Source organism: Agromyces sp. CCNWLW213, from assembly GCF_037199545.1.
Classification (GTDB): Bacteria; Actinomycetota; Actinomycetes; order Actinomycetales; family Microbacteriaceae; genus Agromyces.
On the sequence record NZ_JBBBDX010000008.1, the window covers coordinates 131,361 to 146,238 of the forward strand.

At 73.5% G+C, this 14,878-nt stretch carries 11 protein-coding genes; 5 read left to right on the forward strand and 6 right to left on the reverse strand.

Annotated features, from left to right (window positions below):
• The first annotated feature begins 102 nt into the window (after positions 1-102).
• The 3 genes from WBQ80_RS14725 (at position 103) to WBQ80_RS14735 (ending at position 6,208) form a co-directional block, all read left to right on the forward strand.
• Positions 103-3,309 (forward strand): M14 family metallopeptidase, encoded by a 3,207-nt coding sequence (locus tag WBQ80_RS14725; protein WP_336572797.1) that lies wholly within the window; start codon positions 103-105, stop codon positions 3,307-3,309.
• Between the two features lie 93 nt (positions 3,310-3,402).
• Positions 3,403-4,755 (forward strand): MFS transporter, encoded by a 1,353-nt coding sequence (locus WBQ80_RS14730; protein WP_336572796.1) that lies wholly within the window; start codon positions 3,403-3,405, stop codon positions 4,753-4,755.
• Positions 4,756-4,801: 46 nt separating this feature from the next.
• Positions 4,802-6,208, forward strand: coding sequence for a maltokinase N-terminal cap-like domain-containing protein (locus tag WBQ80_RS14735; RefSeq protein ID WP_336572795.1), 1,407 nt, complete (start codon positions 4,802-4,804; stop codon positions 6,206-6,208).
• Positions 6,209-6,238: 30 nt separating this feature from the next.
• On the opposite strand, the gene WBQ80_RS14740 is transcribed toward WBQ80_RS14735, so the two are convergent.
• On the reverse strand, positions 6,239-6,706 hold the full coding sequence (locus WBQ80_RS14740) for a methyltransferase family protein (RefSeq protein WP_336572794.1): 468 nt from the start codon (positions 6,704-6,706) through the stop codon (positions 6,239-6,241).
• Positions 6,707-6,752: 46 nt separating this feature from the next.
• The gene (locus WBQ80_RS14745; protein WP_336572793.1) at positions 6,753-8,423 is read right to left on the reverse strand and encodes an acyl-CoA dehydrogenase family protein; all 1,671 of its coding nucleotides are present in this window, start codon (positions 8,421-8,423) and stop codon (positions 6,753-6,755) included.
• A gap of 63 nt (positions 8,424-8,486) precedes the next feature.
• Here WBQ80_RS14745 and WBQ80_RS14750 point away from each other — a divergent pair, with 63 nt between their 5' ends.
• Positions 8,487-8,945 carry a fluoride efflux transporter FluC gene (locus tag WBQ80_RS14750; protein ID WP_336572792.1) on the forward strand — a complete coding sequence of 153 codons (459 nt, stop codon included), beginning with the start codon at positions 8,487-8,489 and terminating at the stop codon, positions 8,943-8,945.
• The gene (crcB, locus tag WBQ80_RS14755; protein WP_336572791.1) at positions 8,942-9,334 is read left to right on the forward strand and encodes a fluoride efflux transporter CrcB; all 393 of its coding nucleotides are present in this window, start codon (positions 8,942-8,944) and stop codon (positions 9,332-9,334) included. The genes WBQ80_RS14750 and crcB overlap by 4 nt, the downstream gene beginning before the upstream one ends.
• Before the next feature lie 39 nt (positions 9,335-9,373).
• Here crcB and WBQ80_RS14760 read toward each other — a convergent pair whose 3' ends face one another.
• The 4 genes from WBQ80_RS14760 to WBQ80_RS14775 form a co-directional block, all read right to left on the reverse strand.
• Positions 9,374-9,847, reverse strand: coding sequence for a GyrI-like domain-containing protein (locus tag WBQ80_RS14760; RefSeq protein ID WP_336572790.1), 474 nt, complete (start codon positions 9,845-9,847; stop codon positions 9,374-9,376).
• Positions 9,848-9,945: 98 nt separating this feature from the next.
• Positions 9,946-12,999 (reverse strand): DEAD/DEAH box helicase, encoded by a 3,054-nt coding sequence (locus tag WBQ80_RS14765; protein WP_336572789.1) that lies wholly within the window; start codon positions 12,997-12,999, stop codon positions 9,946-9,948.
• Between the two features lie 62 nt (positions 13,000-13,061).
• The gene (locus WBQ80_RS14770; RefSeq protein ID WP_336572788.1) at positions 13,062-14,096 is read right to left on the reverse strand and encodes a hemerythrin domain-containing protein; all 1,035 of its coding nucleotides are present in this window, start codon (positions 14,094-14,096) and stop codon (positions 13,062-13,064) included.
• A 53-nt stretch (positions 14,097-14,149) separates the two neighbouring features.
• A complete protein-coding gene (locus tag WBQ80_RS14775; RefSeq protein ID WP_336572787.1) occupies positions 14,150-14,845 on the reverse strand; it encodes a nucleoside/nucleotide kinase family protein in 696 nt (231 codons plus the stop codon).
• Positions 14,846-14,878: the final 33 nt, after the last annotated feature.

Sequence of the window (14,878 nt, forward strand, 5' to 3'; positions counted from 1 at the left end):
GTTTCCCGCGTTTCGCGGAGGCGAATCTCCTCATCCCTCTTGACCTCTCCCGAACAGCGGAGCAACATGAGCGACGTTCATGTCTGAACCAAGGGGGGTTCCATGTTCCGTCGACTCGCCGTCGCCACCGTCTCCGCGCTGGTCATCACGGGGGTGAGCGTCGCCCCGGCGATGGCGAGTCCGCCGCCCTCCGGTGACGGCGATCCCCTCGTCGGTGCGTACGAGGGCACCGTCGACGCCGGCGGCCTCAGCGCCATCGCCGACCTCGGCGTGGACCGCGCCGAGGGCGAACTGGTCGTGTCCCCGAGCGAAGACGGGAAGCAGTTCGACGTCCAGGTCATCCTCCCCGCCGCCCAGGCCGAGCAGCTCGCCGCGAAGGGCGTCGAGCTCCAGCCCAAGGCCGGAGATGCCGCGGGCGACGCACCGCAGCTCCGGTCGTTCGCCGCCGAGGCCGTGCCCGAGGGCGTGTTCGACACCTACCTGGGCGACGGCGGGATCCAGGACGAGCTCGAGGCCCAGGCGAATGCCTACCCCGACATCGCCGAACTCGTCACGTTCGGCCAGACCTGGGAGGGCACCGACATCCACGCCGTGCGCGTCACGCTCAACCCCAAGAAGGTGGCCGACGGCAAGCGCCCCGCGACCGTCTTCCTGGCGGCCCAGCACGCGCGCGAATGGATCACGCCCGAGATGGTCCGCCGACTGCTCGACGAGGTCCTCACGGGTTACGGCGCGGATCCGCAGATCACGAAGCTCGTGCGGACCACCGAGATGTGGTTCATCCCGGTCGCCAACCCCGACGGGTACGACTACACGTTCCAGGTGCCGCCGTCGGAGGCGGACGTCGGCTCGCGGCTGTGGCGCAAGAACCTGCGCGACAACAACGGGAACGGCGAACTCGACAGCGCCGACGGAGTCGACCTCAACCGCAACTTCCCGACCCGTTGGGGCTACGACAACGAAGGGTCCTCGCCGAATCCGACGAGCCTGACCTACCGTGGCCCGTCGGCCGGCTCCGAGCCGGAGACGCAGGCGCTCGACGAGCTCTTCGCCGACATCACGCCGGAGTTCCTCATCAACTACCACTCGGCGGCGGAGCTGCTGCTGCACGGCATCGGCTGGCAGGTCGCGACGCCGTCGCCCGACGACGTGCTCTACGAGGCGATGGTGGGCGACGACGCGCACCCGGCCGTTCCGGGGTACGACCCGGACATCTCGGCCGAGCTGTACACCACCAACGGCGACACCGACTCGCACATGCAGGAGGCGCACGGCACGCTCGGATTCACACCCGAGATGTCGACGTGCCTCGCGGCCGTCGCCTCCGATCCGGACGACGACTGGACCGAGGAGGATTGCGACGACCGACTCCAGGGCTTCGACTTCCCGGACGACGAGGCACTCATCCAGGCGGAGTTCGCGAAGAACATCCCGTTCGCGCTGGCCGTGGCCGAGTCGGCGCTCGACCCGGACGACCCCGTCTCGGTGGTGGACCGCGACACCGAGGACTTCCGCGTCGACAGCTTCGACGTCTCCTACGGCGACCCGCAGCCGGTCGCGGTGACGGCGAAGCGCGCGCTCAAGGCCAAGAAGCTCTGGTACTCCATCAACGGCGGTGAACCCGTCGAGAAGGAAGTCGCCGAGTGGGAGGGCGGCGAGCGCTACGGCTTCGAGAACGACGACTACTACGCCGAGTACCGAGGGCTGGTCGAGGGAGCGAGTCCCGGCGACACGGTCCAGGTCTGGTTCTCGGGAGTGGCGAACGGCAAGGACGTCAGCGCGGGCGAGAAGCCAGGACCCCGCGAGAGCGAGCGGTTCACGTACACGCTCGCTGAGGACTCCGGCAGCCCCGTGCTCGTCATCGCGAACGAGGACTACACCGGCGTCAACCCCGGACCCACGCCGAGCGGCGACACCCAACCGGAGTACCTCGACGAGCACGTCGCAGCGCTCGAGGACAACGGCGTCACGCCGGCCACGTGGGATGTCGACGCGCAGGGAGTGCCCCACCACCTCGGCGTGCTCTCGCACTTCGACGCGGCCGTCTGGTACCTGGGAGACAACCGGCTGACCCAGGATCCCGAGGACTACCTCACGGAGGCGTTCGGCGGTCAGTTCGAGGATCTCTCGGTGGCCGAGCGACAGCAGTACCTGACCATCGCGGTCCGGGACTACCTGAACGAGGGCGGCAAGGTGGCGTACGCGGGCGAGACCACGGCGTACTACGGCATCCTCGGCGACACCGTCGGCGGCATCTACTACGGGCTCGACGGGGCACCGGAGTCGGAGTGCGTCCTCACGGTGGACATCTTCTCCGACTGCCTGCTCCTCGCGGACGACTTCACCCAGTACTGGATGGGGGCGTACTCGAGGCAGGTCGCCGGCGCCCAGGAGGGCACCGTCGGGACGGCGCCGCCGTTCGAGGACCTGTCGTTCGAGTTCGGCGGTCCGGCGACGGCCGACAACCCGATCGACGAGGCCGGCTCCTTCGTCGTGACGAGCGACGTGCTGCCGGTCGAGGAGTTCCCGCAGTTCGCGAGCGAGGGGGTCGCCGAGTACCCCGACCCGTTCGCGGCCATCGAGGGCGAGTGGGCCGCTGCGGCCGGCCACTTCGACGACGGATACCAGCGGTTGGGTCGCACCTATGACCTGACGGGGCTGACCGCGGCCGATGCGCCCGCCTTCGAGGCGCAGATCGCGTTCGACACCGAGGCGGAGTACGACCACGTGATCGTCGAGGCGCGGCCGGTCGGCACCGACGACTGGACCACGCTGCCCGAGGCGGGCGGAGCGACGAGTTCCGCCGTCCCGGCCGACTGCGAGGACGCGTTCCTCCTCCCGCTGCACCCGTGGCTGGGGCACTACCTGACCCAGGGCGACCCGTGCCTTCCCACGGGCGAGACCGGCGAGTGGAACTCGCTCACCGGCTCGTCGGGCGCATGGATCCCCGTGTCGTACGACCTCAGCGAGTACGCGGGCGGCGAGGTGGAGATCGTGGTGAGTTACGTGACCGACCCTGCCTTCGGCGGGCTCGGGGCGATCATCGACGACACCAAGCTCGTCACCACGAGCGGTGCCACCCAGGCCGAGGGCTTCGAAGAGGGGCTCGGTGCGTGGGAGGTGCTCGGCGCTCCCGAGGGCAGCCCGGAGAACCTGTCCGACTGGGAGCGCTCGGACGGCCTCGCCGAGCTGGCGTCGGTCACCGCGACCGAGGACACGCTGCTCTTCGGCTTCGGCCTCGAGCAACTGGCCACCCCTGAGGAGCGCGCCGAGGTCGTCGGCCGCATCCTCGCCCACTTCGGCGGCTGACCCGAACCGCCGAGACGACGGATGCCGCACCGGGGCGACCCGGTGCGGCATCCGTTCGTCCGGCGCCGGGCCGGCGGGTAGCCTCGAAGAGCCGTGACGACCCCGACCCCCCTCTCCTCAGCCCCCGCGTGGCGGCTCTGGCTGGTGTGGGGCGTCGGGGTCGCGGCGTACGTGCTGTCGGTGACGAACCGCACCTCGCTCGCCGCCGTCGGCGTCGACACGGCGGTCCGGTTCGACGCCGACGCGTCGACGCTGTCGATGTTCGCGGTGATCCAGCTGGCGGTGTACGGCGGGATGCAGATCCCGGTCGGGCTGCTGCTCGACCGGTTCGGCGCCCGGCCCATCATCACCGCGGGCATGCTGCTCATGGCGATCGGGCAGCTGGTGCTGGCGTTCGCACCCGACGTCGGATGGGCGATCTTCGCGCGCATGCTGCTCGGCGCGGGCGACGCCGCGGTGTTCCCGAGCGTGCTCCGCGTCATCGCGGTGTGGTTCCCGGAGCGGCGCGCGCCGTTCATGGTGCAGCTCACCGGCCTGGTGGGCCAGGCGGGGCAGATCATCGCGGTGCTCCCGCTCGCGGCGCTGCTCCACGCCACGAGCTGGAGCGTCGCATTCGGCTCGCTCGCCGGGCTCGGCGTGCTGTTCACGGTGCTGACGTTCGCCGTCATCCGCAACCGCCCGCCGGGCCGTGCCGCCGACGTCTCGGTCGACACGGTGACGGGCGCCGTGCACGTGGTCCGCTCGTCGGCGGACCTCCGCCAGGGGTTCCGCGAGTCGTGGGCGCATCCCGGCACGCGGCTGGCGTTCTGGTCGCACTTCACGACGCCGTTCTCGGGCACCGCGTTCGTGCTCCTGTGGGGCTTCCCCTTCCTCACGATCGGGCAGGGGCTCACCACGGGGATGGCCTCGCTGCTGTTCACGGTCTACGTCGTCTTCGGCGTGCTGGTCGGCCCGGTGATCGGCGCGCTCTCGAGCCGCCACCCGATGCGTCGGTCGCGCCTGCTCGTGCTGCCGCTCATCGGCATCCAGGCGGCGGCCTGGCTCGTCGTGATCGCCTGGCCCGGGACGGCACCGCTGTGGCTCCTCTTCGCACTCGCCTTCGCGATGAGCGCCGGCGGCCCGGCCTCGATGATCGGCTTCGACCACGCGCGCACCTTCAACCCGCGCCACCGCCTCAGCACGGCGACCGGCATCACGAACGTGGGCGGCTTCCTCGCGGCGCTCCTCGCGATCCTCCTCATCGGCATCGCGATGGACGCGCAGGGTGCCGGCACGCCCGACCGCTACACCCTCGACGCCTTCCGCTTCGCGTTCCTCACCCAGGTGCCGCTCTGGCTCATCGGGAGCCTGTTCATCGTGATCGAGCGGCGGCGCACGCGCGTGCACCTGGGTCTCGACGAGCCGCGCAGCCGGCGACGCGACCGGGGCCGCGACCCCGAAGCCTGACGCGTCGATCCTCGACTCGCGAGAGCGTCGGCCATAGGGTTCAGGCATGGACAGCGCCGTGGCCGCGATCGCGGAGTGGATGCCGGAGCAGCGGTGGTTCGGCGGCAAGGGACGCACCCCGCGCCTGCGCGAGATCGGCTCGTGGGAGCTCCCCGTCCGGCAGGCGGACGTCCGCGTGCGCTCGCTGCTGGTCATGGACGACGCCTCGGAGCCGCCCGTGCTCTACCAGGTGCCCGTGGTCGAGCGGTCCTCGGCCTCGCCGGCGGCATCCGCCCACCTCATCGCGACGCTCGACGACGGCACGGCACTGTACGACGGCCCGCACGACCCGGCCTTCACCGACGCACTGCTCGAGTTGATCGTGCACGGCGGACGGGCCGTCGCGCACGGCGCGTGGGCGGCGGGCCACTTCTCCGGGGTGACGGATGCCGCACCGCCGGTCGAGCACGTGCTGGCCGAGGTGCTCGGCGGCGAGCAGTCGAACACCTCCATCGTGTACCGCCCGGAGCGCTCGGCACCGGTGATCTGCAAGGTGTACCGGCAGCTGCACCACGGCGACAACCCGGACGTGACGCTGCAGACCGCACTCGCGGCGTCGGGCTCACGACACGTGCCGGCGAGCGTGGGCGACGTCATCGGCGAATGGGACGACTCCGGTCGCCCCGACGGCCGCGCGCGCGGCCACCTCGCGTTCGCCCAGGAGTTCCTGCCGGGTGTCGAGGACGCGTGGCGCGTGGCGCTCCTCGCGGCGGCCGCGGGCCAGGACTTCGCCGACGACGCCCACGCGCTCGGCGTCGCGGTCGCCGAGGTGCACCTCTCGCTCGGCGCCCTGTTCGAGCGCGAGCCGGCGGCATCCGACCTCGTCGAGGCCGTCGCCGTCGCATGGCAGCGGCGTCTCGGGATCGCCGTGCACGAGGTGCCGTCGCTCGCCGCGCATCGCGACGCGATCGACGCGTTCTACTCGCGCGCGCAGGCCGGCGCGTGGCCCGAACTGCAGCGCATCCACGGCGACCTGCACCTGGGGCAGGTGATCCTGGCGCCCGGGCGCGGCTGGCTCATCCTCGACTTCGAGGGCGAGCCGATGCGACCGATGCACGAGCGCCGCCGACCCGATCTGCCGGTGCGCGACGTCGCGGGCATGCTGCGCTCGTTCGACTACGTCGCCGGCGCGACCGAGCTCGTGCACCCCGAGCGCGCCGAGGAGGCGCGCGCGTGGGCGACATCCGCTCGCCAGGCCTTCATCGACGGGTACGTCGCCGCGTCGGGCATGGACCTCGTGCGGTACCGCGACCTGCTCGCGGCGTTCGAGCTCGACAAGGCCGTGTACGAGGCCATCTACGAGACGCGCAACCGGCCCGACTGGGCGCCGATCCCGCTGCGGGCCATCGCGAAGCTGCTCCAGAGCGGGCCGCTCCGGGCGTCGACGGATGCCGCGGTGCCGCCCGTCGGCTGAGCCGACCCGGCCGCGCCCTTGGGGTGGCCGTCAGCGGATGCCGCGGGCCCAGAGCATGAGCGGAGTGCGATCGGCGTACTCGACGTACTCGTCGCCGAACGCGTCGACGAGCCGGTGCTGCTCGACGCGCGCCTTGACCGCGAGCACGACGGCGAGGGCGACCCACGCGACGATGAGGTCGACGCGCGCGAACCACGCGACCCATCCCGCCGCGGCCACGAGCATGCCGACGTAGATCGGGTTGCGCGTGAGCCGGTAGACCCCGGTCGTCCGCAGGGTCGCGCCCGGGCGCGGAGCCACCCAGGGCACGAGGTCGCGGCCGAGGGCGGCCACCCCGGCGCCGGCGAGCACGACGCCGGTGATCATGAGCAGCACGGCGAGGACCGCGGACTGCTGCCCGCTCCACAGCGGGTCCCCCGGCACGGCGAACGGCACCACCAGCAGCACGCCGATGAGCAGGAACTGCAGGGCGACGAGCCAGTTCGCACGGTCCTTCACCCGGCCATTCTCGCGTACCGGACCCGGGGGCGCTGCGGGCGCCGGCTCACGCTCGGGCGAGGATCGCCGCCGTGTCGACTCCGGGAGGGAGGGCGCCGTAGAGCGTGCCGCCTCCGCCCTCGACGCGTGTGCGCACGAAGGCGTCGGCGACCGGGGGCGGCGAGTACCCGAGCAGCAGGGACGCCTGGAGCACGAGGGCGAGCCGTTCGGCGAGCTCGCGCGCACGCGACGCCGCAGACGCGGCATCCATGCCCGCCAGTTCGACCACGACCGACTTCGCCTCGGCGACTCCGAGGTCGAACCCCGGATGCTCGCCGGACGCCCGGCCGACGACGGCGAAGAACGCCTCGAACGCCTCCGGCTCGCGTGCGAGCACGCGGAGCACGTCGAGCGCGATGACGTTGCCCGACCCCTCCCAGATCGCGAGCAGCGGCTGCTCTCGATACCGGCGGGCGAGTGGGAACGCCTCCGTGTAGCCGTTGCCGCCGAGGCACTCGAGCGCCTCGGCCGCGTGGCCCGGCCCGCGCTTGCACACCCAGTACTTCGCGACCGCGGTCGCGAGGCGTCGGAAGGCGCGCTCCTCGTCGGAGGCGTCGGCGTCGTAGGCCCGGGCGAGCCGCATCGCCGTGAGCGTCGCCGCCTCGGACTCGAGCGCCAGGTCGGCCACGACGGCGGCCATCGCGGGCTGGTCGACGAGCACCGCGCCGAACGCCCGCCGGTGCCGCACGTGCCACGTCGCCTCGGCGACCGCCTGCCGCATCCCGGCGGCCGTGCCGATGACGCAGTCGAGGCGGGTCCGGGTCACCATCTGCACGATCGTCGCGACGCCGCGGCCCTCCTCTCCGACGAGCCAGCCGCGGGTTCCGTCGAACTCGACCTCGCTCGACGCGTTGGAGTGGTTGCCGAGCTTGTCCTTGAGTCGCTCGATGCGGAACGGGTTGCGCGATCCGTCGGGCAGGACGCGCGGCACGAACAGGCACGAGAGCCCGCGCGGCGCTTGCGCGAGCACCAGGAATCCGTCGCTCATGGGCGCGCTGCAGAACCACTTGTGCCCGGTGAGCCGGTACTCGCGGCCCCACGACCCGTCGTCGCCGGTCGGATCGGCGCGCGTCGTGTTCGCACGCACGTCGGAACCGCCCTGCTTCTCGGTCATGGCCATGCCGACGAGCGCCGAGCGCTTGCCCGCGCCCTCCCCCGGCGCAGCCGGGCCCGCGCCGAGATCCGCGCCGTACTCCCGGCTCAGCAGCCGCGGCATCCACGCGTCCCGGAGGCCGGGCGCGGCCTGCTCGAGCACCGGCACCGCCGCGTGCGTCATCGACAGGGGGCACGCGTGGCCCGGTTCGACCTGCGCGAACAGCAGGAACGCGGCCGCGCGGTCGACGTTCGCCCCGGGACGGGGGTCGACCCACGCCGAGGTGTGCGCGCCCGCGGCGACGGCCGAGCGGATGACGCGGTGGTACGCGTCGTCGTACTCGACCTCGTCGATCCGGGTGCCCCACCGGTCGTGCGTGCGGAGCACCGGCGGACGGGTGTTCGCGAGTTCGGCATCGCGCTGGAACCCCGCCGACCCGACGAGCGCGCCGGCGGCGAGGAGCGTCGGCGCCGCGGCATCCGTGCCCCAGCGCTCGATCGCCTCGACCAGCGGGACGTTCGTCGCGAACTCGTCCACGTCGACCCGCGGCGGCGGCTGGTTCTCGACCTCGTGCGTGATCATCATCGACCTCCGCGTCGATTCTCGTCCTCTCCGATCGCCCTGTGCGAGGCTGGCCGCGGAGGTGACATGCGAGACCCACAGCCCGACGCCGACCCGCGGACGTACCGGCGACTGCTCGGCCTGGTGGCGGTCGGCGGCGCGGTGGGCACGGCGGTCCGCCAGGGCCTGCTGCTCCTCGCCCCCGACCTCGACCGCTTCCCGGTGACGACGTTCGCGATCAACCTCGCCGGGGCCTTCGCCCTCGGACTCCTGCTCGAGCTCCTCGTGCGATCCGGGCCCGACGAGGGGCGCCGACGCGACCTCCGGCTGCTCGTCGGGACCGGGGTCCTCGGCGGCTTCACGACCTACAGCGCGCTCGCGGCGGCGACGGCGTCGCTCGCCGTGTCGGGGCTCGCCGGCTGGGCGATCGCGTACGCGCTGGGCACGGTCGCGCTCGGGGCCGCGATGAGCGTCGCGGGCATCGCGCTGGGCGGCAGCCTCGCCGCGGCGCGCCCGGGCGGCCGTGCGACGGGGGGATCGACGTGACCGTCGTGCTGTTCCTCGCGACGGCGGTGGCGGGCGGGATCGGCGCGGCGCTGCGGTTCGCCGTCGACGTGGCGGTCGGCCGCCGCGCGGGCGCCGGATTCCCGTTCGGCACGGTGCTGGTCAACGTGACGGGGTCCTTCGCGCTCGGCACGGTCGCGGGCGTCGCGGCGAACGGATGGCTCCCGCCCGAGGTCGCGACGGTCGTGGGCGTGGGCCTGCTGGGCGGGTACACGACCTTCAGCACCGCGAGCATGCAGACGGTCCGGCTGGTCCAGGAGGGCCGGTACCGTGCGGCGCTGGTGAACGGCCTCGGCGCGCTCGTCGCGTGCACGCTCGCCGCGCTCCTCGGGCTCGGGCTCGGTGCGCTGCTCGGGGGCCTCGGGGCCTGACGGACGGCGCGCGCCGACGGCGGCGGCCACGGCGACGGCTCAGGCCACGGGCTTCAGGGGGCACGAGACGACGGTCCTCGTCTGGTCGTCGGGCGTGCCCGGGGGACTCCAGTACTCCTCCCACATCGTCGACTCGTCGAGCTCGCGTCCGTGCAGGGCCGCCGCCGCCGCGATCGCGTCGTACGCCTCGGAGACCGTCGCATACGGGCCCACGTGGGTCGTCGTCGCGACCTCGCCCGCGGGCAGCACGTCGGGAACGATCGTCCCGTCGCCCGCGATCGGCTCGGGGACGACGAAGCCGGCGCTGACCGTGACGCGTCCGCCCGCGGGATCCATGTCGGCGTACTTCGCGGCCGCGGGGCCGTCGCCGAGCAGTCCGAGCGGACCGAGGTGCGCCGCCACGCGCTCGAACGCGGTGGGCATGAAGGCCGGGATGTCGGCGAAGGTCGTGCTCGTGCGGACGACGGCGACGTGCCGCTCGGGCACGGCCGTGATGCTGACGTCGTGGGTCATGTCGCCTCCTCGCGTTCGGGACTGCCCGCAGTCTGCGTCGTCGCGGGCGCCGCGGCGAGGGGCTTCGGTCCCGCCGTTGTTGCGCGCACCCTGCGACCTCAGCCGTCGAGGAGGGCCCGCACGTCGGCGGCCGTGAGCGCGACCTCCGTCGCCCCGGGGTCGCCGTCGAGCACCGAGGCGACGAGCTCGCCCTTGCGAGCCTTCAGCGCCATGACCTTCTCTTCGATCGTGCCCTCGGCGACGAGGCGGTAGACCATGACCCGGCGTTCCTGCCCGATGCGATGGGCCCGATCGACGGCCTGCTGCTCGCTCGCCGGGTTCCACCACGGATCGAGCAGGAACACGTAGTCGGCCTCGGTCAGGTTGAGCCCGACGCCGCCGGCCTTCAGGCTGAGGCAGAACACGGAGGCCTCGCCCGACCGGAACCGGGCGATCTCGTCGTCGCGCCGGCGTGCGGGAGTCGCGCCGTCGAGGTACGCGAACGGCACGCCAGCGGCATCCAGCCGGCTCACGACCCGGCCGAGGAACGAGGTGAACTGGCTGAAGACGAGCGCCCGGTGCCCCTCGGCGAGCACGTCGTCGAGCTGTTCGAAGAGCGCGTCGAGCTTCGCCGACGGGAGCCCTGCGTGCCGCTCGTCGACGAGCGACGCGTCGAGCGCGAGCATGCGCAGCAGCGTGAGGGACCGGTAGACGATGAACCGCTGCCGGTCGAGGTCGTCGTCGAGCAGGTCGAGCAGCTTCTGCCGCTCGCGCTGCAGCGTCGCGTCGTAGAGCCGGCGGTGCCGCGGGGTGAGCGCGACGGTCAGCACCTGCTCCTGCTTCGGCGGCAGCTCGGGCGCGACCGCCTCCTTCGTGCGACGCAGCATGAGCGGGCGGATGCGGCGACGCAGCAGGTCGCGGCGTTCGGCATTGCCGTCCTCCTCGATCGGGCGCCGGTACCGCTCGTCGAACGCGCGCCGGGAGGGGAAGAGCCCGGGCGCGACGAGGTTCATGATCGCCCACAGCTCGCCGAGGTGGTTCTCGACGGGCGTGCCGGTGACGGCGAGGCGGAACGGCGCACGGATGCCGCGGGCCGCCTCGTGCGCCTTCGTGGCCGGGTTCTTCACGAACTGCGCCTCGTCGAGCACGAGCCCGCTCCACTCGAGCGCGGCGAACGCGTCGGCGTCGAGGCGCAGCACCGCATAGGTCGTGATCACGAGGTCGACGCCCGCGGCCGTGTCGGCGACCGTCGGCCGGCCGGCGCCCTCGGTGGCGGCGACGGACGCCACGCGGAGGCCGGGCGTGAAGCGCGCCGCCTCGCGCACCCAGTTCGATGCGACCGACGTGGGCGCGACGACGAGGAACGGGCGCGCCGCCTCGGCGGGTCGGGCAGCGTCGACCGCGTGCTGCACGAGCGCGAGGGTCTGCGCGGTCTTGCCGAGCCCCATGTCGTCGGCGAGGATGCCGCCGAGCCGGTGCCGCCAGAGGAACGCCAGCCATCGGAACCCCTCGAGCTGGTACGGCCGGAGGGGCAGCGCGAGCCCCCCGGGCTGGGGAAGCGGCTCGATCTGGGCGTCGTCGGCGAGCCCCGCGACCGTCGCACGCCAGCTCACGGCCGGCTCGGCGACATCCGCCAGGTCTTCGAAGTCGGCCCAGAGGCTCGCGCGGCTGCGATGGATGCGCAGCCCGGTCTCCCACTCGGCGAGCGTGCCGGCCTCCTCGATGAGCTCCTTGAGCTCGTCGAACTCCGGCCGCCGCATCGAGAGGTACGAGTCGTCGACGAGCTTGAGCCGCCGGGCGCCGGTCGACAGCGCACGGAAGAGGGGCAGGAAGGGCACCTGCCGTCCGGCGACCGTGACGACCACGCCGAGATCGAACCAGTCGGACTGCCCCGATTCGACGGTCGTGACGGTGAGGACGGGGCGTTCGGCGAGCTCGCGGTAGCGGGGCGGTTCGCCGGCGATCACGACGTCGACCCGGTCGAGCCCGTCCAGGCGCCGGATGACGCGATCGGCGAACGCCGCCGCGTCGGCGTCGTGCAGCTCGACCTCGTCGTCGCGCGCGTGCTCGAGCACGGAACGGACCGCCTCGGCGGTGGCGTCGCGGTCGGACTCGAACCCGGCGAGCACCTCGAGTGCGGCGCGCACCACCTCGCCGCGCGCCGCGGCCGGCTCGCCGTCGAACCGCACCGGGTCGGCGGATGCCGCGAGCGGGCTCGATCGGCCGTCGCCGTGGTCCCACGCCCACGCGAGCCGCAGGCGGCCGCCCGGTGCGTGCGTCGCGGTGAGGACGAGCTGCGCCGGCGGCGGGGGCGGCGGGGCGAAGCTGCCGTCGTCGCTGCGGATGGGGAGGGTCCGCGCGAGCGGGCGGTGGTGCGAGCGGAGGAACTCGTCGAGGTCGGCGGCCGGCACGCGCAGCACGTCGGCGCCGCCGAGCACGGCGAGCTGAGCCGGGACGAGCCCGCCCGGGACGGGCGCGAGCTCGATCGAGCCCGCGTCGAAGTCGAACCGGTACACGCCGTGCTCGGCGATCGGCCGGGCGTGCTCGACCTCCGACGCGACCCCGTCGACGTCGACCTCCGGCACCAGCGCGAGGTCGCCGTCGTCGTCGACGCCGGCATCGAGCCCGACCCACGCCGCTTCGCCGAGCCGGAGATCGGGCGTGGCATCCGACCCCACGAGGTGGATGCCGAGCCGCCGCGCCTCGGCGAGCAGCGCCCAGAGCAGCGGCGACGCGTACTCGTCGACCGTGATCAGCTCGGAGCCCCAGGTGGGGATGCCTCCGGCCGGAGCGCCCTTGAGCGCCGCGAACTGCGCGAACCAGCGCGCCTGCGCGGGGTCGTACCCGCCCGACTCGCCTTGGTCGGCGATGTTCTGCCACGTGAGCCCGGCCTTGATCCACGCGCCGCGCGCACCGCGGGTGACGGGGCGCACCCCGAGCCGGTCGACGGAGGCCGCCCGGCGCGCCGGTTCATCGCGCGCGGCCTGGAACCGGCCCGGTCGGCGGATGACGCGCCGCCGGAGCTCGAACTGCAGCCCGAGCGGGCGCTCGCCCACGCTCGCCGGGCCGGACCGTTCGCCGGTCAGTCCCTCGAGCCGCGACCGCCAGTCGGCCGCCGCGGCCGCGTCTCCGGGATGGCCCGCGCGCGACGCGGACGACTCGGATCGGGGCATGGTCCCATGCTCGCACCCACCGCCGACCTCGGCGCCCGCCGACCTCCGAGCCGTGAGCCCGGTCAGCTCCGGCCGACGAGCTCGGCGCGGTTCCTCACGTACGCACGCCGGCCGACCAGCCGCCACACCGCGCGCACGGGCGGCGGGAGGTGGAACCTCAGCCACGCGTCCCCGCCGTCGGGCTGCGCGGCGAGGATCGCGCCGAGCTGCGCCCACGTCTTGCCCTTCGGCGTCGCCTGCCGACCGTGCACGGAGGCCGCGTCGACCTCCTTCTGCGTGAGCACCGTCTCCATCACGGGCACGATGTTGTCCTCCTCGTCGGGCAGGTGCACGGCGAGGGCGTCGTTCACGCCGCCCAGCGCCGCGAGCACCGGCGCGGCATCCGTCGCCCTGCCGCTGCGCCGCCACGACGGCAGTGCCGCGTCGAGCTCGTTCAGGTGCACGAGCATGACGGCGTGCTGCTCCTTCATCCGCTCGACGTGCGTCGTGCACGCGGGCGCGCGGTCCTCGAGCGTGTCCCAGAGGTGCTCGTCCTCGAACTCGTGGTGGGCGTGCAGGCTCACCGAGAGCATCGAGAGGTGGTCGCCGACCGTGTCGGCGTGCGGCGCATCGCCCTCGGTCACGCCTTCGACGAGGCTCGGGGCCTCGCCGAACGTGGCCCGGTACATCCGGTGGATCTCGACCATTCCGCGCGCGTCGCACGTCTTCGCGGCGGGCCGGCCGCCCGGTCCCGTTCCGCTCGGGCCCGATCCGGGCAGGTCGCCGCTGGGCGGCAGTGCGGTCGCGGCCATGTCGTGCTCCGATCGTCGGCGACGGATGCTGCTGCGCGCGACGTTACGACCCCGGTGCCGCCGTGGCAAGGTGCGGCGGACCCTCGCATCGGGGGCCCCGCCCAGCCGATGGGTGCGAGCGCCGGACGGCGCGGCGGGGAGCCAGCGCGCGAGCGCCGTCCCGGAGACGAATCCGACCGCGAGCAGCCCGGCGCCGAACGGGTCGGTGCCGGCGGACGCGGGAACACGCTCGGGGACGCGCAGCCAGCTGACGACGAGGCTTCCGGCGGCGACCGCCGCGGCGAGGGAGGCGGCGTCGGACGGCATCCCCGATTCGGGTGCGGGTGGGCGACGCCGGCGGCCGGGGCCGGACGGCGTGGTCAGGCGCCGACCGCGACCTCCCAGGTGGCGGCCGAGACGACGACGTCGGCGCGGGCCACCGTCGGCTCGACGAGTTGCGCGTTCGCGCCGTCCACCTCGAGCGCCCACTCCCGTGCGGCCTCCGGCGTCCGCCCGAACGCGGTGTGGCGCGCGACGAGCCGGTCGACCCGCTCCGACTCCGTCGCCTCGAGGAACCAGGACTCGTCGAGCAGGTCGGTCACCCGGTCCCACGGCTCGGCGTCGACGAGCAGGTAGTTGCCCTCGACGATGACGATCCGCGCCGACGGTTCGATCGCGATCTCCGCGGCGACCGGTTCGTCGACGTCGCGTTCGAAGCTCGGCGCGTACACGACGTGGTCGGCCTCGGCCCGCACGCGGGCGAGGAGGCACGCGAAGCCCCAGCCGTCGAACGTCTCGATGGCGCCCTTGCGACCCCGGAGGCCCAGCCGGTCGAGCGTCGCGTTCGCGAGGTGGAAACCGTCCATGGGCAGGTGCACGGCCGCGCCCGCGCCATCCGCCGCGTTCAGCTCGGCGACGAGCGCGTCGGCCAGGGTCGACTTGCCCGCGCCGGGACTGCCGGCGATGCCGATGAGCACCCGGTCGGCGGATGCCGCGGCGAGCGCGTCGCGCACCAGCTCGACGAGCGCGGGCAGGGCGATCGCTGCGTGCGGCGGTGCGGCGTTCGACGCGTCCATGGTTCCAGCATGACGCACGCACCGCCCGCACGG